General features: G+C 62.1%; 16 protein-coding genes. 7 read left to right on the top strand and 9 right to left on the bottom strand.

Annotated elements, in window-relative coordinates:
* Positions 1-16 precede the first annotated feature (16 nt).
* Positions 17-763 carry a ligase-associated DNA damage response endonuclease PdeM gene (gene pdeM, locus ACQY1L_RS12735; RefSeq protein WP_430241058.1) on the top strand — a complete coding sequence of 249 codons (747 nt, stop codon included), beginning with the start codon at positions 17-19 and terminating at the stop codon, positions 761-763.
* Here the strand turns inward: pdeM and ACQY1L_RS12730 are convergent.
* The 3 genes from ACQY1L_RS12730 to ACQY1L_RS12720 all read right to left on the bottom strand — a co-directional run bounded on the left by ACQY1L_RS12730 (position 742) and on the right by ACQY1L_RS12720 (position 2,991).
* A complete protein-coding gene (locus ACQY1L_RS12730) occupies positions 742-1,662 on the bottom strand; it encodes an alpha/beta hydrolase family protein (protein ID WP_430241057.1) in 921 nt (306 codons plus the stop codon). The genes pdeM and ACQY1L_RS12730 overlap by 22 nt on opposite strands.
* 82 nt (positions 1,663-1,744) lie before the next feature.
* Complete coding sequence (locus tag ACQY1L_RS12725; protein WP_062453891.1) at positions 1,745-2,470, bottom strand: anti-sigma factor; 726 nt, start codon at positions 2,468-2,470, stop codon at positions 1,745-1,747.
* The gene (locus ACQY1L_RS12720; protein ID WP_062454893.1) at positions 2,467-2,991 is read right to left on the bottom strand and encodes a sigma-70 family RNA polymerase sigma factor; all 525 of its coding nucleotides are present in this window, start codon (positions 2,989-2,991) and stop codon (positions 2,467-2,469) included. Before ACQY1L_RS12720 ends, ACQY1L_RS12725 begins: the two co-directional genes overlap by 4 nt.
* A 311-nt stretch (positions 2,992-3,302) precedes the next feature.
* Between ACQY1L_RS12720 and ACQY1L_RS12715 the strand changes: the two genes are divergently transcribed.
* Complete coding sequence (locus ACQY1L_RS12715) at positions 3,303-4,103, top strand: DUF4394 domain-containing protein (protein ID WP_062578984.1); 801 nt, start codon at positions 3,303-3,305, stop codon at positions 4,101-4,103.
* A gap of 60 nt (positions 4,104-4,163) precedes the next feature.
* On the opposite strand, the gene ACQY1L_RS12710 is transcribed toward ACQY1L_RS12715, so the two are convergent.
* The 4 genes from ACQY1L_RS12710 to ACQY1L_RS12695 form a co-directional block, all read right to left on the bottom strand.
* Positions 4,164-5,966 carry a chloride channel protein gene (locus ACQY1L_RS12710; protein WP_082476242.1) on the bottom strand — a complete coding sequence of 601 codons (1,803 nt, stop codon included), beginning with the start codon at positions 5,964-5,966 and terminating at the stop codon, positions 4,164-4,166.
* A gap of 89 nt (positions 5,967-6,055) precedes the next feature.
* Positions 6,056-6,868, bottom strand: coding sequence for a TIGR02186 family protein (locus tag ACQY1L_RS12705; RefSeq protein ID WP_062453889.1), 813 nt, complete (start codon positions 6,866-6,868; stop codon positions 6,056-6,058).
* A complete protein-coding gene (locus ACQY1L_RS12700) occupies positions 6,868-7,794 on the bottom strand; it encodes a sulfite exporter TauE/SafE family protein (protein WP_062453888.1) in 927 nt (308 codons plus the stop codon). Before ACQY1L_RS12700 ends, ACQY1L_RS12705 begins: the two co-directional genes overlap by 1 nt.
* A 252-nt stretch (positions 7,795-8,046) precedes the next feature.
* The gene (locus tag ACQY1L_RS12695) at positions 8,047-11,961 is read right to left on the bottom strand and encodes a peptidoglycan-binding protein (RefSeq protein WP_430241056.1); all 3,915 of its coding nucleotides are present in this window, start codon (positions 11,959-11,961) and stop codon (positions 8,047-8,049) included.
* Between the two features lie 485 nt (positions 11,962-12,446).
* On the opposite strand from ACQY1L_RS12695, the gene ACQY1L_RS12690 reads away from it, so the two are divergent.
* The 4 genes from ACQY1L_RS12690 (at position 12,447) to ACQY1L_RS12675 (ending at position 18,261) form a co-directional block, all read left to right on the top strand.
* Positions 12,447-14,240, top strand: a complete 1,794-nt coding sequence (locus ACQY1L_RS12690) for an acyl-CoA dehydrogenase C-terminal domain-containing protein (RefSeq protein ID WP_430241055.1) — start codon at positions 12,447-12,449, stop codon at positions 14,238-14,240.
* A 197-nt stretch (positions 14,241-14,437) separates the two neighbouring features.
* Positions 14,438-15,646: an acetyl-CoA C-acetyltransferase gene (locus ACQY1L_RS12685; RefSeq protein ID WP_430241054.1), complete on the top strand. Its 1,209-nt coding sequence runs from the start codon at positions 14,438-14,440 to the stop codon at positions 15,644-15,646.
* Between the two features lie 2 nt (positions 15,647-15,648).
* The gene (locus tag ACQY1L_RS12680) at positions 15,649-16,032 is read left to right on the top strand and encodes a cupin domain-containing protein (RefSeq protein WP_062453884.1); all 384 of its coding nucleotides are present in this window, start codon (positions 15,649-15,651) and stop codon (positions 16,030-16,032) included.
* A gap of 15 nt (positions 16,033-16,047) precedes the next feature.
* Positions 16,048-18,261: a 3-hydroxyacyl-CoA dehydrogenase NAD-binding domain-containing protein gene (locus ACQY1L_RS12675; protein ID WP_430241053.1), complete on the top strand. Its 2,214-nt coding sequence runs from the start codon at positions 16,048-16,050 to the stop codon at positions 18,259-18,261.
* Positions 18,262-18,333: 72 nt separating this feature from the next.
* Here the strand turns inward: ACQY1L_RS12675 and ACQY1L_RS12670 are convergent, their stop codons facing one another.
* Complete coding sequence (locus tag ACQY1L_RS12670) at positions 18,334-19,578, bottom strand: OpgC family protein (RefSeq protein ID WP_192087557.1); 1,245 nt, start codon at positions 19,576-19,578, stop codon at positions 18,334-18,336.
* Positions 19,579-19,784: 206 nt separating this feature from the next.
* Positions 19,785-23,306 (bottom strand): PAS domain-containing hybrid sensor histidine kinase/response regulator, encoded by a 3,522-nt coding sequence (locus ACQY1L_RS12665; RefSeq protein ID WP_430241052.1) that lies wholly within the window; start codon positions 23,304-23,306, stop codon positions 19,785-19,787.
* Positions 23,307-23,493: 187 nt separating this feature from the next.
* Here ACQY1L_RS12665 and mscL point away from each other — a divergent pair, with 187 nt between their 5' ends.
* Positions 23,494-23,937: a large conductance mechanosensitive channel protein MscL gene (gene mscL, locus ACQY1L_RS12660; protein ID WP_430241051.1), complete on the top strand. Its 444-nt coding sequence runs from the start codon at positions 23,494-23,496 to the stop codon at positions 23,935-23,937.
* Positions 23,938-24,039 lie beyond the last annotated feature (102 nt).

The raw sequence follows: 24,039 nt of genomic DNA, 5'->3' as shown, positions 1-24,039 counted from the left end.
GAAAGACGGAAAGACATTGCTGCACCGCCTGCGCCTCGCCGCCCAATCCAGCACGATGACCCCGGCCGCAACCGGCGCGGAAGAGATCGTCGTCCATGGCGTCGCTGCCGTCTGCGATCCGCTCGGCGGCCTCTATCTGCCGGCAACCGGCATGCTCGTCGTGTCCGACCTGCATCTGGAAAAAGGTGCTGCCTTCGCGCGTCGCGGCATGATGCTGCCGCCCTACGATACGATCGCCACTCTCAACATCCTCGCCGCCGTGATTGCCCGCTATGATCCGAAAGTCGTCGTTTCGCTCGGCGATAACTTCCACGATCGCCGCGGCTCCGAATACCTGCCGGATAACCTTCGCACCATGATCGCAGACATGGCGCGCGGCCGCGACTGGATCTGGATCAACGGAAACCACGATCCGGACGGAACGATCAGTCTGCCGGGCACCTGCACCGACGAACTCGTCTATGGCGACCTCGTCTTCCGCCATGAACCGAGCCTCGCTGCCGGCCCGAACGCCGTCAAGGGTGAGGTCGCAGGCCACCTTCACCCATCCGCCACAGTCCGCCGCCGCGAAAAGTCCGTCCGCCGTCCGTGCTTTGCCAGTGACGGCCACCGCCTCCTCATGCCCGCCTTCGGCGTTCTCGCCGGCGGCCTCGACCTCAATCACAAGGCGATGCACGGCATATTCGACCGCGAAACCCTGGTCGCCCACCTCCTCGGCCGCGACCGCATCTATTCCGTCCGCTACGGAAATTTGCTGGGCTGATCGCCCCAGGGATCAATCCCCTCCTTCAGCCAACGCAGTGTGTCGGTCCAGAACTCCTCACTGTGGCGCGCGTGGAACAGGCCGAAATGCCCGATCCGTGAGTGCCCGTAGACCGCGGGCTCCAGCAGAACCTCCGTCCGTTCGGCGCCGGTATAATAGGCAAGGCTGCGGCGAATAGCTGCCACGCTGCCGATGTCGTCGTCCGCAACGGCAATGGCCAGGATGGGTGCCGTGACCGCCGCAAACCGGCGCAGAACCTCGTCGCGCTCGCCGACCGGATGGGTCATCTCCATCCGGGCCCCGCGAAAGCTCCACTCGTTGGCAACGCCTGCCGGCAGGTCTTCGAGCCAGCCGAGCCGCTTGCCCGGGAAATAGCCGAATGCGGCGGTAAGCACCGGCATCACTACATGCCACTTGAAAAACAGCCGGGCGCGGTGCCCCGGCGCATAATCGCGCCAGTAGGCGTACTGCGCGCCCACCGTCAGCATCCGGTCGATCCGTGCCCCGTTCGGAGATAGGCCGGGCAGATAGCCGCCGATACTGTGGCCAACCACCTGCAGCGGTTGATCCGGCCGCCTGTCGTGCATGAACCGAAGCGCTGCGTCGAAATCCTGCTCGCCCCAGTCCCGCCAGCGATAGCCGCAGCCCTTAAGGCTCGCCGGTCGCGACAGTCCGATGCCGCGATAATCGTAGGTCAGCACATCGAAGCCGTGCCTCGTTAGAAACTCTGCATAATAGTGATAGTAGCGGGCAAGGACGCCGGTTGCCGGGTTGATGACGACACTGGCAAGCGGCGGCCCCGATGCCGGCCAGATGTGACCGCCGAGCACCACCCCGTCCTGGCAGGTGATCGTCACCGGTTCACCTATCGGACGTGGTGTGTCCTGCGTCAGCGTCATCCCATTCTCCCTTCGGCGAAGGGAGAATACAGCCCTGTTTTTGGTGCGCAATTGGCCGAAAGGCCAAGGCGGTTGCGCGCCTCTAGCGTGGCAGTTTTGCGAACCCCTTGGCGAGGATCGGGCCGGTCGGGCGGCCGGTCGGGGAGCCGCCGGCTTGTTCGAGGGTGATCTCGTAGAGCTGGGTATCCTGGGGTCTCGGCAGCGCAGGGCCGTGCAGCGTTGCGGAATGCGCGCCTTCCAAAAGGCCGAGCGACATCGGCCCCATGTCACGCGAGGGCAGCGTCCAGACCTGCATCGTCTTGTCTTGCGGCACCGTAAAGTCGCTGAGCAGTCTGACACTTGCCGTGTCGTTGCCAAAATCCTCGACCACGGCCTGGATTTCGCCGGCCTCGTTGAGGAGCACGGCCACCACCAGCGGCTCGTTCACCCGGGTGACGCTCCAGACCAGACCACCGGCAAGGATCAGCGAAGCCGCGATCGCGGAGATCGCGGTTGCCCGCCAGCCGGAGCGGCTGTTGTCGTTGCCGGCGAGAGGCAGTCTCGGCGAAACCGACGCGAGAGACGGGGCAGCGGCGCCCGGTTGCTCCGGCAGACGGGAAGAGATCGCGTCCCACAGCGCCGAGGATACCGGAGCCGGCTCGACGCTGGTGTCGAGCGGCAGGAACCGCTCGCGTGCCCTGGCGACTGCTTCGGCAAGGCCGCCGTCGCGCTCGATGGCGGCTTCGACCTCGGCAGCCTCAGCCGCATCGAGAAGACCCAGAACATAGTCATCGGCGATGGCCGGAAAGTCTCTTTCCTCGATCCTCATGCCATGCACTCCCGCAACGAGGAAAGTCCGCGCCGGATCCACGATTTTGCCGTTCCAAGCGGAAGCTTGAGGCGTCCGGCGATCTCGCCATGCGTGTAGCCGCCGACATAGGCCATCAGGATGCCGCGTCGCTTGATCTCGTCGAGGGAACCGAGGCACTCGTGCAGGCGGCTGTTGCGGTCGAGCCTGTGGAAAGAGGCCATGATCTGGTCCAGCTGCTCGCCGTCCTGCAGCGTCTCGAGCCTATCTTCGCCGACCAGATCCTCGCGCTTGCCATCGCGCAACAGATTGAGCGCGCGGTTGCGCACGATCGCGTAGATCCAGCCGCGCGCCGATCCGCGGTCGGGGGAATATTGGTGCGCATGGGTCCAGATGCGGATGAAGGCTTCCTGCACCACTTCTTCCGCCAGTTCCCGCCGCCGCACGATCCGCTGCGCAACAGCCACCAGCCGGCCGGCCTCGTCGTCGAAGATGCGGCGCAAGCCCTGACGGTCGCCCGCAGCGCAGGCGGCAAGCGCCATCTCGAGATCGTGTGTTTGGTCGGTCACCAGGGCCAAGCCGCTCTCTCCCCATGCGCGTTCGCAGGAACGCGAATATTGTCTCTGTGCTGTTGCCACGGCGGGCATGGGCTCGTCCAGTCTCGAAAGGTTTACCGGCTGCAAAGTCGCCTTCGAACTTAAGGACACGCCAAACCGGAAAATGGATGCAGCGAAAAAATATTTTCGTCTGCTGCATCCAAACGTATCCTCCCGTGTGTCTCCCTTCTGAGAGCATCGAAAAGGCCATGCGCCGACATGCTCTCGTCAAAGGTTTCAACGGGAGAACAGACACCATGAAGACCCTTCGCCACGCTCTGATCGCATCCTCGATCCTCGCAGCTTCAGCCGTCACGGGCGCAGTTGCCGCCTCCGCCGCCCCGGTCCTCGGTCTCACCGGCGACAAGACGCTGGTGATGTTCGACACGGCAAAGCCTGAAGTCACCAAGACGATGGAAGTCACCGGCGTCACCAAGCTGGTTGGCATTGATTTCCGCCCGGGCAACAAGACCGTGATCGGCGTCACGCCGGAACACGCGATCGTCTCGATCAATCTCGAAACCGGTGCCGCCACCGAAGTCGCCAAGATGGACAAGATGCTGACCATGTCGGACGCTCCGGTCGTGGTCGATTTCAACCCGATGGCGGACCGCCTGCGCTTCATGACCGGCACCACCAACCACCGCGTCCATCCGGATACGGGCGCCGTCACGGTCGATGGGACGCTCGCCTTCGAAGAGGGCGACATGCACAAGGGCGAAGCCCCGAACATCGTCGCCGCGGCCTATACCAATTCGATCGGCAAGCCCGAGAAGACCGCGATGTACAACATCGATGCCACGATCGGCGCACTGATCCAGCAGACCAAGCCGAACGACGGTACCCTGAAGGCAATCGGCAAGCTCGGTCTCAAGGACAAGCCTGCGACCTACGCCTTCGATATCCAGGGTGAGGACGGCGGCAAGAACACCGCCTATCTCGCAGCCGGAAAGATGCTCTACACGGTCAACCTGGAAACGGGCGCTGCGACCGAAGTCGGTACAATCTCCGGCGTCGAGACCGATGTACGTGACATCGCGGTTCTACCTGCTATGTAATGCCACCGGCGGGGCGGGCCACAGCGGTTCCGCCCCGTCGACTCAAACGATGCGTGCCGCCTAGATCTCGCCCGAGATCTCCCGACGCCGTCGGTCCAGCTCTTCCGTATAGCGCCGCAGCGTATGACTTTCCGAAAGCTGGCCGATCACCTTGCGCTCGATCTGGTTGTTGACCACGGCCAGCGCTTCCGTCTCCGTCTTGTCGAACATCGCCGCTGCCTGCTTGGCATTCATGCTGCGCAGGAGAACGTCGTTCTTGAAGCGGATGAAATCGGCTAGCTGCGGCTTTTCCTCGCCGCCTTCGGTCGCCGCCGAATAGATTTCCGGCGTCAGCACCATGCCGATATATTTTTCGTCCTCACCGACCATGATCACGCGCTGGGTTGATCCGAGCGGAAACTCCTTGCGAAAGTCCTCGAGTGTCATGGATGCCGGTGCCGTCTTCACGTCGGCGCGCATCAGCTTGTCGACGGTAAGGTTGCGGATCCACCCGACGTCATGGGCGCTGCGGATGCTTTCACCACGCAGGTGAAAACGCCATGTCGCAAACGAGTAGCCGAATGTGGTGCGCACCACGACGGACGAGGTGATGACCGCGGCAAGCGCCAGCGCCGTGATCGGAAAGTCACCGGTCACTTCGAGCGCCAGGAAGGTCATGGTCAGCGGTCCGCCGATCACGGCAACGGCCATCGCGCTCATTCCGACCACGGCATAGATGACTGGGGTCAGCGTCGCATTGGCGAAAATGTAGGGTGTCGAATAGGCAAACAGCTTGCCGATCAGCGCACCGAGAAACAGTGAGGCAAAGAACAAGCCGCCACGGAAACCGGCGCCGATGGTGATGGCCGAAGCGACGGATTTCAGCAGAAGCAGGCCCAGCACCGCGCCAATCGCCATATTCTGGTTGAGGCTCGCATGCAGCGCGCCGTGACCGGCCGAAAGCACCTGCGTATCGATCAGCGCCAGCAGGCCCACCGCAAGTCCGCCGATCGCCGGCCGGAAGGCGGACGAGATGGAACTGGCGCGCGCCAGTTCCTCGACCTTGGTCACACCCTGCATGAGCAGGATGCCGCCGCCCGCACAGACGATGCCCAGCACCACCGCCGGCAGGTAATCGGCGGGCACGACGGTACCGATCTTGCCGATATCGATCATGAAGGCGTCGCCGACAAAAAGCCGGGTGACGAAGGTTGCCGCAAGCGCCGCAACGACGACGGGCGCGAGGCTCACGATCGTGTAGGTGCCGATGATCAGCTCGAACGCGTAGAAGGCGCCGGTCAGCGGCGCGTTGAAGGCGGACGCGATGGCACCGGCAGCACCGCAGCCGACCAGCACGCGCAGATCCGTTCGGCGCAACTGCACCAATGAGCCGATCTTCGACGCAATGCCGGAGGACAGCTGCGTATAGCCGGCCTCAAGCCCGATCGAGGTGCCGAAGCCGTTTGAGATCAGGTTCTGCACCGCGACGATGATGCTGTCGGTCAGTGACAGGCGACCGCCATGCAGCGCATTGGCCTCAATCGGGTCTACCATCGGCTTTTTACGCCACTTGCGCAGGATCAGGTAGAGCAGGCCCATCACGACACCGCCGGCAACCGGCGCCAAAAGCACCGTCGTCGGCTCGAGAAACGCTGCCGAGCTTAAGCGCTCGGTGCTGCCGATCTTGAAGATCAGGACATGCAGCGCGTGCGAGATAAAACTCATCGCGGCGACCGCGAGGCCGGCGAGAACCCCGACAACGCCTGCAATCAGGATCAGGCCGAATTCGCTGCGCCTGATGACTGCGCGCAGTTCGGACGGCCGAAGCAGCGGACGGAGGAGGGACAGGGAAGCCAAAAGGCGTGCGGCGATCCGGCGGAACATGCTGACGCTTTGCATTGGAACTGTATGTTGCGCCCTAACTAGGGCGTGAGGAGAGGATTGGAAACCGTTCCGGCGAATTTGTTAGACGATCAGTCCTTGCGGAAGATGATGCTGGCGCCCCATCCGGTTACGACAGCGATCAGCACGCAGAACAGACCGTAGGCGATCGGACGCTCGTGCGCGGCATCGGTGATCGCCTGCTCCAGGCCGGTCTTGACCACGCGCAACGGCATCTCCCGCTGAAAGATCAGGTCGCCGCTCTTGAACAGATAGGCGTGGACCATGTGCACGCCATCGGGCACGTTGGCTGGAAGCCGCAACGAGGCGCGGAACAGGCTGGACGAGACGAAGCGCACGCCGCTCGTGTCGCGCTGGTAAAGCCCGCTGTTGAGCTTCTGCCGGCGATAGGCCTCGCGGAAATCGCTGATCAGACCGGAATTCGGAATGTAGCCGGTGGGGTTGAGAGGCAGGTGTTCGATGCCGACCCCGATGTTGTTGAAGGACGGCGCCTGGTGATCGAGGTCGTTCAGCTGGCGTGTGCTGGCGATCGAATAGCTCTCCGGCACCTGTTCGAACGTCATCGCCTGAGTGTTCATCCAGATCCCGAGCACGCGTTCCTTGCGCCGCACGGTGGCATAGTCGCGCGGACCTTCAAGCGTCACGACGATATCGTACTGACCGATCGCAAGCAGCAGCTCGTCCGGATTGGTAATGGCCCCGAAGATGGTGAGGTCGGCGCCGCGGAAATCCGAGGTGATGGCAATCTCGCTCGACGATGCTCCGATCTCCAGCCCTTCCTTGATCGGCGAGGCCGTGTCGAACGGCGTCTGGGCCGCGACCTGCGTTGCCAGCGACAATCCGAATGAGAGAAGAAGAAGGAGGGAGAGGATCAGCCTGCGCATCAGTAGGACAGTCCTCCGACGGCCACCGAATAGACGTCGCTCGGCGTTGCGATCAGGCCGATCGCAAGACGGATGCCGACGGCGAGAACCAGCAGCGCCAAAAGCGCGCGCAGCTGTTCGCCGCGCAGCTTCTGGCCGACGCGCACGCCGTACTGGGCGCCGATCACGCCGGCAATCATCAGGATCGTCGCAAGCACGATATCGACGGAGTAGTTCGTCGCCGCCTGAACCATCGTCGTATAGGCGGTGGTGAAGATGATCTGGAACAGCGAGGTGCCGACCACGACATTGGTCGGAATGCGCAGGAGATAGATCATCGCCGGCACCATGATGAAGCCGCCGCCGACGCCCATGATGGAGGTGAGGACGCCGATGACGAAACCGAGCACCAGGATCGGAATGGCGGAGAGATAGATCTTCGACTTCTTGAACCGCATCTTGAAGGGCAGGCGGTGCACCCAGTTGTGCTGGCCCGGGCGTTTCAGCGGAAGCTGCTGGTTGTTCTTTGCCCGCCGCATGGCTCTCAGGCTCTCCTGCAGCATCAGCGCGCCGATCGTCGACAAAAGCACGACATAGAGAAGCGAGATGAACAGGTCGAGCTGGCCGATGCGCCGTAGCCAGGAAAAGATCCACACACCGACCGTCGCGCCGACAAGGCCCCCGGCAAGCAGCACCGTGCCCAGTTTCATATCCAGCGACCCGCGCCGGAAATGGGTGATCGCGCCCGAGATCGAGGAGGCAACGACCTGATTGGCGCCGGTTGCCACGGCAACGACGGGTGGAATGTTGTAGAAAATCAGAAGCGGCGTGATCAGGAAGCCACCGCCGACGCCGAACATGCCGGACAGAAACCCGACAGCTGCACCCATGCCAAGGATGATGAAGATGTTCACCGAAAGCTCTGCAATCGGCAGGTAGACAGTCACGGCTGAACCTCGACACGTCGAAAAAGACAACGCCGTTGCAGGCGGCACGCATTCAAGATGGCCGTCGCTCTGGCTTTGGGGAACCCTTTCACAGACGCGATGAACCGCGCATGAAGGACACCCCGTCATGCGCTTGGCCTGCCGGGGTGTCAATTCGTGAATCCGCGGGGAAAACAGCAGCTTCAGCGTTTTCCAATGGGCGTGGCCGATAGTCCCCAGCCCGACCGGATTGGTCGTCTTACGGGTTGCTGGCTACTTGTTGCGTGCCAGCAATTCCCGAACCAGTGCGTCGTTGATGCGGCCGGAAGGCTCCTGGCCGATCGAGGACTGGAACGACTTGATTGCGCTTACCGTCTTGGCCCCAAGCTTGCCGTCCGGCCGTCCGGCTTCAAAGCCGTTCTTGTTGAGGATCGCCTGGATGTTGCGGACGGCCTTTTCCATGTCAACAGATGCGGTGGTAAGACGCTTGCCGGCAGCCCATTCATCCGGAACAACAACGGCATTTGCCCGCGGCTCGGGTGTCATCACCTTCCAGAGGTCAACCTTGGCGCGGGCGCTTTCCAGCTGTTCCTTGCGCATGGCATTCGCCACTTCGTCGCGCTTCTGGGCGGCGTCGTTGTCGCCTGCCTTTGCCGCAACGGCAAACCACTTGTAGCTCTCTTCCAGATCCTGCTTCACGCCGTTGCCGCGGGCAAACAGGATGGCAAGGTTGAACTGGCTGTCGGCGACGCCGTGGTCGGCGGCCTGGGTGAACCACTTGACGGCCTGGGTGTAGTCAGGCTGGCCCGTGGCACCGGACGCGTAGAGAACGGCGAGGTTGTGCATGGCGCTGGCATTGCCGGCTTCGGCGGCCAGCTGATAGTAGCGAACGGCTTCACCGAGGTTGCGCTCGACGCCCGTTCCCTTTTCGAACATGTTCGCCATGCGGTACTGGGCAGGCGCAAGACCACGGTCGGCGGCAAGCTTGTACCAGGTTGCCGCCTCTGCGAGATCGGTCTTGACGCCACGTCCCTCGGTAAAGCGGGTGGCAATCTCGAACAGCGCGTTGGCATCGCCCGACGATGCGGCGTCGGCAAGCGATTTCGGCTCCAGGCCGACAGGCACGACGATCGGAGCCGGTGCCTCGATTTCAGCGGCAGCCGGCGCTTGTGCCGTGAAGCCGGCGTCTTCTGAAGGTGCCGGAGCAGCTTCGGCGGCCGGACGCATTGAAGCGAGGTCTCCGGCTGCGGGAACCGGATCGATCAGGTGGTTTGTCGCGGCGTCGGGCGCGACCGGAGGCGGCGTCGCTGCCACATCCTGTCCGTCACCATCGCTGGCTGCAGGGCTTTCGGCCGGGGTTTGAGCGGTGTCGACAGGAGCGGGAGCTTCGACTGGTGCGCTCGGAGCCTGCGCAGTCTCTTCCGGCACGGAGACCGGAGCCGGGGCTTCGAGGGCAGCCTGTTCGGGCGCGCTGTCGCGGCTTCCGGTCACGTTCTTGACCACCTGCATCGACATCATCACCAGCAGCACGGCGCCGACGGCCATCAGGATGGGGCGGCGATGCTGCGAAAACTTGGCAAACATGCCGGTCTTTTCGGACGGCGTGCCGGCAACCGACGTGGTCTGCGACTTGGTGGCGGAGCGAACGCTCTTGACCGCGTTGACCTGTGAAGGATCCGTCTCCTGTGCTGCGGCCTTGGCTGCACGACGGGCAGCGGCGATATAGTCAGCGCGGTCCGATTTGTCGGCCGTTCCGGGTTTCTCGCCACTGAAATCGCCGGCGGCCTGGCTGGCACGCACGCGCTCGAGGATCTTCTTGACGTCGGGAGCGCCCGAGCCCGGCTCCAGCAGGTCGTTTTCACGGCCGGCTGGGAGAATGTCGGCTGGATCGATCGAAGGCGTTGGCTCTATGACGGTGCGGGCCGGCTTTTCGCCTGCATCGCGGGTGCCCGACTTGAAACGCTTCGAGAGACCGGCCAGCAGACCGGGCTTGGCCGGCTCTTCCCGCGCGGCTGCAGGGGGCACGACGACCTCGTCGGTTTCGACGGGCGCATCTGCCAAAGCAACATTGCGGTCCTCGGCGCCGGCAAATTCCATCGCTGGAACGGACAGTTGCGCTGCGGCCGGCATCTTGGGATGGCGAATCGGCTGGTCGGTCTGGGCTTCGCGACCGGCCGGCGCATCGCGATAGGCGGGCTCGAAACGGGCCGTGGAAATGCTGTCTTCCAGCGTGTCCAGACGATTGGCGATCTGCACCAGCGTTCCGTGCAAGGCTTCGAAAGTCTGATGGCTGCGCGTTTCCGTGCCGCGGGTTAGCTCTTCAAGGTGGCGAAGATCGTCGGCGAGGGCCGAAAGGGCTGCCATGTCGCCGGACGCGACGGCCATGCCACCGGCCCCGGTATTGCGCGAATAGGCCTCGACGACGGCTTCTGCGGCCTGCCGTGCGGCTTCCAGAATGTACTCGTCGTTGGTCGACATGTAGCTTTCGATTGCCGAGAACCGATGCTCGAAACCATCAGGTAGCGCAGTGGCCGAAGATGTCTGCGGCTCGCTGATCAGGCTCGAAAGATGCGCGATCTGGTCTTCCAGGCTACGCAGGGCGTTTTCGTCGCCGCGCGGTGCGCTGGCTGCTTCGTCCAGTCGCATGGCGATGTCGGTCAGCCGGGTTTCCAACCGGTCGAAGGCCCGCTCGTCGGTGGCAGGCGCCGGGCGATATTCGATCTCGTCGATACGACGGGCGAGATCATCCAGCCGCTCGCCCAGCATGTCGTTGATCGAGTTGTGATCAAGACCATCGATCTTGCGCGAGATATCGGCGAGGTGGTCGGAAAGCTCGGTCTGATACGCGGGCTTCTGCGCCTGCGTCAGCATGACCGAAAGCTGGTCGAGCCGCTCCTCCAGCCGCATGGCGGCCTGTTCGTCGGAGAGTTCCTCGATCCGCGCGGTCAGCGCTTCGATCCGTCCGGACAGCATCTCGCTCGGATCGGCAGCAGCCTGGCTGATCTGATCGACCTGCTCTGCGATAGCGACGATCCGGCCGTCGAGCTTCTGCATGAAAGCCTGGTCGAGCGTGGCTGCGGCCGAAGCACGGCTGCCGGCGGCAACGGCGCGAGTGATTTCGTCGAGACGCTCGTCGAGAATGGTGAACTGTTCGGCAAGCAGTTCGTCGGATGGCTGCATGCGGCTGCCGAGTTGCTCCATCGCGGTCGCGATCGCAAGCAGCTTCTGCTCCAGCGCGCGCAGCGCGGGGCTGTCGTTCATGCCGCCAAGCTGGGTCTTGATGTCGTCGATCCGGTAGGCGAGCTGCGAAACCTCGTCGCGCAGAAGCTCTGGCTCAAGCCCGTGGATTCGCTCTTCCAGCCCTTGCCAGCGGCTTTCCATGCGCTGCACGGAATCTTCGCGTGCCACGCCATCCATGACCTGGGCCATGACATTGCGCAGTTCCTCGAACTCGGCGCGCAGGGCCTCCGCATCGGGAGAATTGCTGTAGCCCAGCTGACTAATGCTGTCGGCAAGACGGGAGAAATCGCCGCGCAGGTCTTCGGTGCCGCGATGATCTTCGGCAATCGAGCGGATCGAGCGGATTTCGGTTTGCAGTGCGCCCATCTCGCGGGCGACGCCTTCGGCGATGTCCTGCTTCAGTTCATGACGCAAGCCGACCAGCGCTTCGGCGATTTCGCGCATGGAGGCGCCATCGGTCGCCTGCTGGCGGGTTTCCCGCATTTGCATATCGCGGCTGGCGACGGCCCGCTCGAAGCGGCTCGCAGAAACTTCGGTGGCAGTTGCCGCAACCGGTGCAGCCGGACGGCGCTCCTGGCTGGGACGATAGGCTTCCGGCGGCGTGATCTTTTCGCGGAGTGGTGATTGGACGGGTTGGCGGACCGGTTCGGCCGCATGCGACTGCTGTGCGCTTGCCATGCGCTCGCGGGCCGATCCCAGCATGCGCTGTCGCTCGCGGATTTCCGCCAGCGGGTCGGCAAAGCGAGGCGCCGCTGGCCTCTGCATCTGCGGGGGCTGCACGGACGCCGGTTTTTCGAGGCGCGGGTCGGAAGCGGGCTGGCGGCGTTCGCGCCCGGCGCCCGACATCAGATCCTCGATTCGGGCCTCCAGGCCCTCGATCGTACGGTTCAGGGCGTCAAGAGAGGAGCGTTCGCCCGGGCGGTTAGGATTCGATCGTGATCCGTTCATGTGCTCGCTCGCTTCCGCGTTTTACCTGCCGACGCTCGGTTTCAGCCTCATCCGCCGCCTATTGGCACCGGTGAATCACATCAATATTAGACATTTCTTACGCAAGGCTTGCCTTATGAAAGAACGACTCATTCGTTGGATGGATTTGACTGACCTCCCGTAGTCCCCACTATTTCCAGAAACGTAGTAAATAAATCGTTAATGTTCGTTAAGATCTTAACCTTTTTGCCACGATTCCGCATGTTTGCCCGGATGACACGGGTTTCGACGATGCTATCACTGTGATGCAGCGCGGCGGGCGCGACTTCCTCGGCAGTGCAGGCGAAAGCACCTATTAGGTGATGCTAACGCCGGGTCAAAATCGGCTCGCGATATGAGCCTCCAACTGTTTGACGTTTACGCGAACGTCAATTAAGTAAGTGCAGGAGACGACGGGCTGCAATGCCCGGGAGGAAGCGTCAGGCTAATCTGGAGGATGGATAACGATGCCCGTCTATAAGGCACCGGTAAACGATACACTTTTCGTTCTGAATGATGTGCTCGGCTTGGAGCGTTACGGCAACCTGCAGGGTTTTGCCGATGCGACGCCCGACATGATCGAGGCGATCATCGGCGAGGCGGCGAAAGTGGCCGAAGAGGCCCTGTTCCCGATCAACCTTTCCGGCGACCGGGAAGGCTGCACCCGCAACGACGACGGCACTGTTTTGGTGCCCAACGGCTTCAAGCAGGCCTATGACCAGTATGTCCAGGGCGGCTGGATCGGTTTGGCCGTTCCGGAAGAGTTCGGCGGCCAGGGCCTGCCCTACACACTGCATGCCGCCGTCGGCGAATACATGTCGTCGGCCAACATGTCGCTGATGATGTATCCCGGCCTGACGCAAGGGGCGATCGCCGCCATCCTCGTCCACGGCACGGACGAGCAGAAGGCCACCTATCTGCCCAACATGGTCGGCGGCAGCTGGTCTGGCACCATGAACCTCACCGAGCCCCATTGCGGCACGGATCTCGGTCTGCTGCGCACCAAGGCGGTGCCGCAGGCCGACGGCTCCTACAAACTCTCCGGCCAGAAGATCTTTATCTCCGCCGGCGAACATTCGATGACCGACAACATCGTGCATCTGGTTCTCGCCCGTATCGAAGGCGCGCCGGAGGGTACCAAGGGCATCTCGCTGTTTATCGTGCCGAAGTTCATGGTGGGCGAAGACGGTTCGCTCGGCGCCCGCAACGGCGTCTCCTGTGGTGCGCTCGAAGAAAAGATGGGCATCCACGGCAATTCGACCTGCGTGATGAACTACGACGATGCCACGGGCTATCTGATCGGCGCCGAGAACAAGGGTCTCTCGGCCATGTTCGTGATGATGAACGAAGCCCGCCTCGGTGTCGGCCTGCAGGGTCTGTCGATCGCCGAGACCGCCTATCAGAATGCCGTAGCCTATGCCAATGAGCGCATCCAGGGCCGTTCCCTCTCGGGCGCGAAAGCGCCGGACAGGAAGGCGGACCCGATCATCGTCCACCCGGATATCCGCCGCTCGCTGATGACCATCAAGGCCTTCAACGAGGCAGGCCGCGCCTTCGTTTTGTGGACGGCGCTGAAATCCGATATCGCCCATCGGTCGCAGGACGAAGCGGAACGCCAGAACGCCGACGATCTCCTCGGTCTTGCCACGCCGATCCTCAAGGGTGTGCTGACCGACAAGGGTTTCGATCACGCGGTCATGGCCCAGCAGGTCTTCGGCGGCCACGGCTATATCGAAGAATGGGGCATGAGCCAGTATGTCCGCGATGCCCGCATCGCGATGATCTACGAAGGTGCCAACGGTATCCAGGCGCTCGATCTGGTCGGTCGCAAGCTGGCCCTCAATGGCGGCCGCGCGGTCATGGCCATGTTCAAGGAGATCGGTGATTTCTGCGAGGAAAACCGCGGCGACGAGGCGATGGTTCTCTACACCAAGGGCCTCAAGAAGGGTCTGAACGACCTGCAGGCCTCGACCATGTGGTTCATGCAGAACGCCATGGCCAAGCCCGACAATGCCGGTGCCGGCTCGACCGACTACATGCACCTGTTCGGCCTCGTCACGCTCGGTTACATGTGGGCGAAGATGGCAAAGGCAGCTCAAACCGCATTGGCCGCCGGGGACCTGCGCGAAGAGTACCTGAAAGCAAAGCTCGTCACGGCGAAGTTCTATATGGAGCGTATCATGCCGGAAACCGCGCTGCGCAAGGTGCGCATCGAGGCCGGCTCCGACACCATGATGGAACTGGCCGCCGAGGCGTTCTAAGCGTTGGCTACCCCCTCTGGCCTGCCGGCCATCTCCCCCTAGAAGGGGGGAGAAAATGTGTGGCGACTGCTCGTCCCGATTGAACATCGGCGGCGCGGCGGGATAAACCCTCCCTCTTGCGGGGAGGGTTTGGGAGGGGTCTTCTCTCCCGCAGTGAAACAAAGGCAATGTAATTTGCCACCAAGGGAGATGACACCATGACCGAAGTCTTCATTTACGATCACGTGCGCACGCCGCGCGGTCGCGGCAAGAAGGACGGCTCGCTGCACGAAGTGCCGGCCGTCCGTCTCGCGGCAAAGACCCTCGAAGCCATCCGTGATCGCAACGGGCTCGATACGGGAACCGTCGACGACATCATCATGGGCTGCGTCGATCCTGTCATGGACAGCGGCGCCGTCATCCCTAAGGCTGCGGCCTTCGAAGCGGGATATTCGACCCGGGCACCCGGCATGCAGATCTCCCGTTTCTGCGCATCGGGCCTTGATGCCGTCAATTTCGGCGCCGGCAAGATCGCGGCCGGGTCCGACGACATCGTCATTGCCGGCGGCGTCGAATCGATGTCGCGTGTCGGCATGGGCATGTCGGGCGGCGCCTGGTACATGGATCCCTCGGTCAACTTCCCATCCTACTTCATGCCGCAGGGCGTCTCGGCCGATCTGATCGCGACAAAATACGGTTTCTCCCGTGATGGCGTCGATGCCTATGCCGTCGAAAGCCAGAAGCGCGCCGGAAAAGCCTGGGATGCCGGCTACTTCAAGAACTCGGTGATCCCGGTCAAGGATCAGAACGGCCTGACCATTCTCGACCGCGACGAGCATATGCGGCCGTCCACCGACATGCAGGCGCTTGCCTCGCTCAATGCCTCGTTCCAGATGCCCGGCGAAATGGGCGGCTTCGAAGCTGTTGGCATTCAGGCGCATCCGGAAATCGAAAAGATCAATTACGTCCACCACGCCGGCAATTCGTCTGGCATCGTCGATGGCGCCGCCGCCGTCCTGATCGGCTCGAAGGCCGGCGGCGAAAGCATGGGCATCAAGCCGCGCGCCCGTATCCGCGCGTTCGCAAACATCGGCTCCGACCCGGCGCTGATGCTGACCGGCCCAGTCGACGTCACCGAAAAGCTGCTGGCCCGCACCGGCATGACGATTGCCGATATCGACCTGTTCGAACTCAACGAGGCCTTTGCCGCCGTCGTGCTGCGCTACATGCAGGCGTTCGACATTTCCCACGACATCATCAACGTCAATGGCGGCGCGATTGCCATGGGGCATCCACTCGGCGCCACCGGCGCGATGATCCTCGGCACCGTTCTCGACGAACTCGAACGCCGCGATCTCAACACCGCACTGGTCACGCTCTGCATCGGTGCCGGCATGGGTACTGCTACCGTGATCGAGAGGGTCTGACCGTGAGCTTCAATACCGGTACAATCGAAGACGAATTTGCGCATGTTGACGACCACTGGTCGCCACGCGTCATTGCCGATCTCAACGGACAGAGCGTGAAGGTCGCGAAGGTCAAGGATCATCTGACCTGGCATTCGCATCGCGACGAGGACGAACTGTTCCTCATCTGGAAGGGCGAACTCACGATCGAATATCGGGACCGGCCGCATGTTCATATGAAGGCAGGCGACTTCCATGTCGTTCCGAAGGGCGTCGAGCACAATCCGGTCGCGGCCGATGAGTGCTGGATACTCTTGTTCGAGCCGTCCGAGACGAAGCACACCGGCGATGTCGTGGTCGAAAAGACCAGGACGTTGGAAACCCAGCGCAGCCATTTGTCGGCCTGATAGGGGAGGAACCCAATGACCTACACCAACTTCACCATCGAAACCGACGCCGACGGCATTGCTGTCGTGACCTGGGACATGCCGGGCAAGTCGATGAACGTCTTTACCGCCGAGGTGTTGGAAGAACTCGACGCGATCCTGAAGGCAACCGTCGCGGATGCCGCGATCAAGGGCGTCGTCTTTACCAGCGGCAAATCCTCGTTTTCCGGCGGTGCCGACCTCACCATGATCCGCGGCATGTTCTCCATGCTGCAGGAGGCAACCGCCAAGGATCCGGCCACCGCCAAGCAGAAGCTGTTCGAGGTTGCAGGGCAAATGACCTGGCTGTTCCGCGCCATCGAAACCAACGGCAAGCCCTGGGTATCGGCCATCAACGGCACCTGCATGGGCGGCGCTCTCGAGCTGTCGCTGGCCTGCCACGGGCGCGTCGTCGCCAATTCCAAGTCGGTCAAGCTCGCGCTGCCTGAAGTCAAGGTCGGCATCTTTCCGGGCGCCGGCGGCACGCAGCGTGTCTCGCGCCTGACCGATGCCCAGTCCGCCCTGCAAATGATGACGACCGGTCAGACGCTGACGCCGCAACGCGCCAAGGCGATGGGTCTCGTGCATCAGGTCGTCGAACCCGATCAGCTCGTGACCGCTGCAAAGCAGATGATCAAGGATGGTTTGAAGCCCGTCGCTCCGTGGGACGAAAAGGGCTTCAAGGCACCCGGCGGCGGGGTCTGGACGCCGCAGGCTGCACAGCTTTTCCCGGCGGCTCCCGCCATCCTGCGCCGCGAGACGGCAGGCAATTATCCGGGCGCGCTCGCCATCCTCAAATGCGTCTACGAGGGACTTCAGCTGCCCTTCGATACGGCGCTCAAGGTCGAGCAGCGCTATTTCACGCAGATCCTCGGCACCACCGAAGCCTTCTCGATGATCCGTTCGCTGTTCATCTCGATGCAGGAACTGGGCAAGGGCGCCCGTCGTCCGGCAGGCGTTCCAAAAAGCGAATTCAAGAAGGTCGGCGTGGTCGGCGCGGGCTTCATGGGTGCCTCGATTGCCTATGTGACGGCTGCCGCCGGCATTCCCGTCGTGCTGATCGACCAGAGCCAGGAAGCAGCCGACAAGGGCAAGGCCGTTTCCGAAAAGCTGGTGGCCGACAGTGTCGCCAAGGGTCGCCTGACGAAGGAAGAGGGCGAAAAGCTCCTCTCGCTCGTCACCGCCACGCCGGACTATTCGACGCTTGCCGATGCCGATCTGGTCATCGAGGCGGTGTTCGAAGACCGCAACGTCAAGAAGGCCGTGATCGAGGCGGTCGAAGCCGTCATTCCGGAAACCACGATCTTCGCATCGAACACCTCCACACTGCCGATCTCGGGCCTTGCCGAAAACTCGAAACGGCCGGACCAGTTCGTCGGCGTGCATTTCTTCTCGCCGGTCGAAAAGATGATGCTGACCGAAGTCATCCTGGGCGAAAAGACCGGCGACAGGGCGCTTGCCGTGGCGCTGGATTTCGTCGGCAAGATCAAGAAGACGCCCATCGTCGTCAACGACACGAGAGGCTTCTTCGTCAACCGCTGCGTCTTCCGCTATATCAACGAAGCCTATGACATGCTGGCCGAAGGCGTGCCGGCAGCCATGATCGAGAATGCCGCCAAGATGGCCGGCATGCCGGTTGGGCCGCTCTCTCTCAACGATGAAGTGGCTGTCGATCTCAGCCAGAAGATCATGAAGGCCTCGATCGCCGATCTCGGCCCCAACTCGGTCAAGCCGGAACACATGGCGCTGATCGACAACATGGTCGATGTGCTCGATCGCCGCGGCCGCAAGAACGGCAAGGGCTTCTACGACTACCCCGCCAAGCCCGCGAAAAAATCGCTCTGGCCCGGCCTCAAGGATCTCTATCCGCAAAAGCCGGCCCGAGATGTCGACGTTACCGTGCTGAAGCAGCGCTTCCTCGTGACGATCGCACTGGAAGCCGCCCGCACCGTCGAGGAAGGCATCGTCACCGATCCGCGCGAAGCCGATGTCGGCTCCATCCTCGGCTTCGGCTTTGCCCCCTATACGGGTGGCACGCTGTCCTACATCGACGGCATGGGCGTGAAGACCTTCGTCGAACTCGCCGAAAAGCTGGCCGCGCAATATGGCAGCCATTTCAAGCCGACGCAGCTGCTCAAGGACATGGCGGCGAACGGAGAGACCTTCTACGGTCGGTTCGACCCCTACGCGAAAATCGGCCAAGCGGCCTGACGTCGCCGTCAAGCGACCACAAAAAAGGGCGGCTTGGAGCCGCCCTTTTTTGTATGCGAACGATAGTCGTCTTTACCGGATGACCATCTGCTGCGGAACGCTCTGGGCCGCCGGCTTTGGCGACTTCAGGTTCTTCGCAGGTGCCGGCTCCGCCGTGCCGAGCAACTTGTCGCGCTCGCGCCATAGGGCAGGGATCGAGAGAAGGCCGACGGCGGTCAGTGCAATCGCAGTCTTCGTCCACTCGCCGAGTTCCGGCGTACGACCATCGAAGTAGTAGACGAAGTAGACGATCGCGACGTGCCACACGTAGACATAAAGCGAGTGGCGGCCGAGCAGGCGCAGGTACCGCAGGGTGAACACCCAGGTCACGGCAGACGCGATGTTGCGCACCCAGTTTGCCTTGTGCTGCGGACCGGCAACGAGCAGCCAGGTGACGAGAAGACCCATCGCGGCGAAGTTCAGGAGATAGACCGGACCGAAATCGGCACGGATTTCCATCGATGCGAACTTGCCGATCATGTAGGCCGGCATCAGCTCGTTGGCGGTAATCAGGCGCAGCGGCAGGAAGAACATCACCAGCACCAGCGCCACCTTGGGGATGAACGTGTTGTCTGGCGACAGGATCTTGCCCCAGTTGATCTTGCCGGACGAGGTCAACGCACCGAGAACGAGGCCCGAGAAGAACACGATCTGCCAGCCGAACAGGTTGAACGACACGCGGATGCCCTGATCGTCCGAGCCCATGATCAGCTCATTGATCGGGATCGTTGCGATCTGATGCAGACCCAGCTGTCCGGCCATCCACATCATGATCGAGGCGGCGACCACGTAGTGCCACTTGTCATCAAGCACCAGCTTGATGAGCATCGGTGCAAACAGCATGTAGACGATATACTGCGGCAGGATGTCCATGAAGGTCGGCTGGTATAGGAAGGTGGCGATCGCAGCGAGACGCAGCGGATCGTCGAAATTGGTATAGCCCAGCCAGTTGAACCAGACCGAATAGGCCCCCGGCAGCAGCATCTGCGCCACCAGCACGGCGATCACGATGCCCATGGCATAGCGATAGAGCTCGAAGGCACGGCTGTAGATCGCAGTGCGACCGGCGGCATATCCGCCTTTCATCATCTTGCGGGCGTAGACCATGCCGATCATCAGGCCGGACAGGAACACGAAGCCCTGCGCATCCTCGACAAAAGCAAGCTGGTTGTGATTGATTTTGACCAGGAAGTAGCCACCGGCAAATATCAGGTGGTTGAGAACCATAAATACAAGGAAATATCCCCGCATCCCGTCAATGATCTCGAATCGTTTCATCGGTCGCGGTCTCCGTCTCTACCGGTTCCGATGGCCTCGTGCCTTTCGGTCCGTAAGGCCTCTTCGGGCCGGGAAGTCACGCGCCTAAACGTCGCGACGCGCCGGAGAGTTCCGAGCGACACTCGCTTTGTATCTGACGTTCAGACATTTCAACCGTAAACAGTCTGTGATGACTATTCGATGAACAGCTTTTTAAGCAGTTTGCGTCATTCCGCCGCGAGACGCCGCAGACCGGCGATCTGGGTGAGGTAAGCGCGCAGCGCCGCCGGTCGCACCGGCTTGTGCTGCAGTGAAATGCCGTGTTTCTCAGCCTCGTTGCGCACATCCGCGGACCGATCGGCGGTGATGAGCAGGGCCGGAACATCGGCCTCGTAAGCGGCACGCAGCGACTGGATCGCCGCGATCCCGTCGCCGTCATCGAGATGATAATCGGCGATAATGATATCCGGCGCCGGCTCACCCGAACGGGTGATTTCGTCCAGCGCCGTGATGGACTGCGCTTCCCTGACCGTGCAACCCCAACCCGTAATCAACAGCGCCATCCCCTCCAGAATCTTCGGCTCGTTGTCGATGCACAGAACCCTCAGCCCGGTCAGCGGCTGCGAGCGTTTGCGCCGTTCAGGCCGCTCGGAGGCTTTCGCCGGTCGCGCGACCGATGCGTCGAGCGGCAGATCCACCCTGAAGATGGTTCCGCGACCGGGCCGCGATGCAAGCTGCACGGGGTGGTCGAGCACGCGCGAAATACGGTCGACGATGGAAAGACCAAGGCCGAGACCGGTTGCGGTTTTCGCCCCTTCGTCGAGCCTTGCGAATTCCTTGAACACGGTCTCGAACTGGGCTGCCGGAATGCCGATGCCGGAGTCGTGCACTTCGATCGATACTCGCCCGCCATGCCGCCGCGCGCCGACCAGAACCTTGCCGCTGATTGTGTATTTGATCGCATTGGACACCAGATTCTGCACCAGCCGGCGCAGGAGATTGGCGTCGGAGCGAACCCTGAGTGAGGTCGGCATGACCACGAAGGTCAGGTTCTTCTCGCGCGCCATCGGCTCATAGTCGGTCGCGATTCGGCGCAACAGGTCGTCGAGGGCGATGGTTTCAAGCTGCGGCTTCATTGCGCCGGTGTCGAGCCGCGAAATATCCAGTACCGCCCCAAGGATCGCCTCAACCGATTCGAGCGCGGAATCGATGTTGCGCACCAGCGGACCGTTGCGGTCGGCAGGCGTCATGCGCTCGACCAGTGCGGATGAGTACAGCCGCGCGGCATTGAGCGGTTGCAGGATATCGTGGCCGGCAGCGGCAAAGAAACGTGTCTTGCCGATATTGGCTTCCTCGGCCTCGGCACGCGCCTGGCCCAGTGCATGGTTGACGCGGGTCAGCTCTGAGGTGCGCTGTGTCACCCGCTGTTCGAGCGTTTCATTCGCCTGTTTCAGCGCCTTTGCCGCCGCAACACGGTCGGAAATATCGGTGAAGGTTGCAACGATGCCGCTATCCGGCATCGGGTTGGTGCGCACTTCGATGATCCGCTCGCCGCTTGCAACGACAAGCGAGAACGACGCATCCAGCGTCTTGAACCGGTTGACCACATCCGCCTGTTCGTCTGCAGGTATGTCGCCCCGGTCCGAAAGCATCGCCACGATTTCTGAGAGCGGAAATCCGACCTGTCCGACCTGGTCGGGAAGGTCGAGAAGATGGCGAAAACGCCGGTTCCAGATCGTCAGCCGGTCGGCACTGTCGAACACGGCAATTCCCTGGTCCATCTGCGAAAGCGCCGTCTGCAGCATGTCCTGGTTATACTGCAGCGCCTCGCTCGCCTGATCGAGCAGGAAGGCGGTGTCGGCACTGGCATCCTCGGCCTTCTGCAGGATCAGCGACAAGACGAGCCGTGCCGAGGAAGAACCGATCGCGCTTCCCAGCAGCTGTTCGGAGAAATGCACCAGCGCCATATCGGCCGGCTGGTCGTCCTCGAACCGGCGTCCCGCGGTGCGCTCATAGTGGGAAAACGAACGCTGCATGCGCTCCTCGCCGAGATAGCGCGCAATCGTCGCCTTGAGGTCTCCCACGCTGACACGGGTCTTCCAGCCGCGGGTCGCAAACTCCGAGCGCAGATGCCGCTTGACGAAAATCCCGGCCTGCAAACGCTCCACCGGTCGCGGATTGCGTGAGAGAGAGCCGAGCACGAAGGCCAGCATGTTGAGCGCCAGACTGAAGATCGTCGCGTTGACGAGCGGATCGGTTTCGGGACCGGAGAATATGCCGGTGCCGGGGATCAGGAAATTCAGCACGGCCGCGGCGATGTGGGAATTGTCCGGTCCGCCGAGGCTCGGCACGAACAGTAGATAGGCCCAGGCCGCAAACCCGAGGCACATGCCAAGGATTGCGCCGCGGGCATTGGCCCGGCGCCAGATCAGCCCGCCGAACAGCGCGGGTGCCACCTGCGCGATCGCCGCAAACGCCAGAAGGCCGATCGAGGCAAGACCCGACTGGGTGTCCGCCATCCGGTAATAGCCGTAGCCGAGAAGCAGCACGGCGAAGATCGCGAGCCGTCGGATATTGAGAAGTGCACGGGTGAAATCGGCACGACCCCCATGCGCCGAGCGTGCCGCCATCAGCTTGCGGCGCAGGAAGACAGGAATGATGATGTCGTTCGACACCATGATCGACAATGCGACGGATTCGACGATCACCATCGCGGTTGCGGCGGAAAAGCCGCCGATGAAGGTGATCAGCGTCACGACCGGCAGATTGCCGTGGAGCGGAAGCGTGAGAATGTAGAGGTCGGCATTGCCGGTTCCACCGAACGTGACCAGTCCGGCAATCGCCACCGGTAGGACGAACAGGTTGATCGCGACGAGATAGATCGGCAGCAGAAACGAAGCGACCTTTCGTTCCCGGTCCGTGCGGTTTTCCACGACCGTCACATGGAACTGCCGAGGCAGAAGCAGGATGGCGAAGGCCGAGAGCAGTATCAAAATCAGCCAGCGGCTGAGGGGCGTTTCGTAGGACAGTGCCGAGGTGATCAGGAGGTTGTCGGCAGCCTTGGCCATCAGGTCTGCAGGACCGTCGAACAGCACGAACAGCACCGTCAGCCCAACGGTTGCAAAGGCGAAGACCTTGACGACGGATTCCATCGCCACTGCCAGGATCAGACCGTCCTGATGCTCCGTCGCATCCGTATGGCGTGTGCCGAACATGACGGCGAAACCGGCCATCAGCAGTGTCACGATCAAGGCCAGATCGATGAAATGCAGGTTGCCGCTGCCAATCCCGTAGTCGGAGGGATTGACCATCACGGCGACCGAACTCGACACGGCTTTGAGTTGCAACGCGATATAGGGCACGGAGGCCACCAGCGCGATGATCGCGACAATCATCGCGACAGTCGAATTCTTGCCATAGCGGGCAGCGACGAAGTCGGCGACGGAGGTCAGTTTCTCGGCTTTCGCGAGTTCGACGATGCGTCGGATCAGCGGCATGCCCAACGTCAGCATCAGGATCGGGCCGATATAGATGCCGAGGAATTCAATCCCGCGACGGGAAGCCAGACCCACGCCACCGAAATAGGTCCACGAGGTGCAGTAGATCGCCAGGCTGAGCGCATAGACCACGGGCCGGCCGATCTTCGGCACGCCCACGACGCGACTTCTCCGGTCGCCATAACTCGCGACCGCAAACAGCAGCAGGATATAGGCGAAAGCGGCGACGATGATCACCCAGCCCGAAAGCATGTCTCCTCCCCGCAATGCCGCGACGCGGATGAGATTAGGTCAAAAGCAAGGGTTTGCAAATCGCCGCGGCATTGGCAAAAAGTCCAATGCCTGGTCATCTTTAAGTCTCTGTCTTTTTCACCTTTTCAGCAAGTGGTGATGCACTATGTTGGGGCGGATCAACAACCCGAGCAGCAGGGGTAATGCTATGTCCGTTGTTTCCGAATTCCGTTCCTTTATCGCCAAGGGCAATGTCGTCGATCTCGCCGTCGGCATCATCATCGGCGGCGCCTTTACCGGCATCGTCACATCACTGGTCAACGATCTCGTCATGCCGGTCGTAGGTGCCGTGACAGGCGGTGGCTTCGACTTTTCCAACTACTTCGTGGCGCTGTCGAGTGCGGTCACAGCGCCCTCGCTGGAAGAAGCCCGCAAGCAGGGCGCCGTCTTCGCCTATGGCAGCTTCATCACGGTCGCGATCAACTTTCTCATCCTCGCCTTCATCATCTTCCTCATGGTCAAGGGCGTGAACAAGCTCCGCGCCTTGGAAGAAAAGAAGCCTGCGGATGCCACACCGGCCCCGCCGCCGGCCGATATCCAGCTGCTGTCGGAAATCCGCGATATTCTGAAGACGGGTAACCCGATCCGGTAATCCAACCGCGTCAACAGATCGGCGATCCATCAAGAAAAACGATCGCCGATCCACGGATTGTCATGGGATTTTCCGAGTTCTCTGCGCTAAACAGAATGAAAG

This window comes from Neorhizobium sp. DAR64862/K0K3, assembly GCF_050500185.1.
In the GTDB taxonomy this organism is placed as follows: Bacteria; Pseudomonadota; Alphaproteobacteria; order Rhizobiales; family Rhizobiaceae; genus Neorhizobium; species Neorhizobium soli.
The sequence above is the reverse complement of the archived record's forward strand: the minus strand, read 5'-3'. Positions and strand labels throughout refer to the sequence as shown.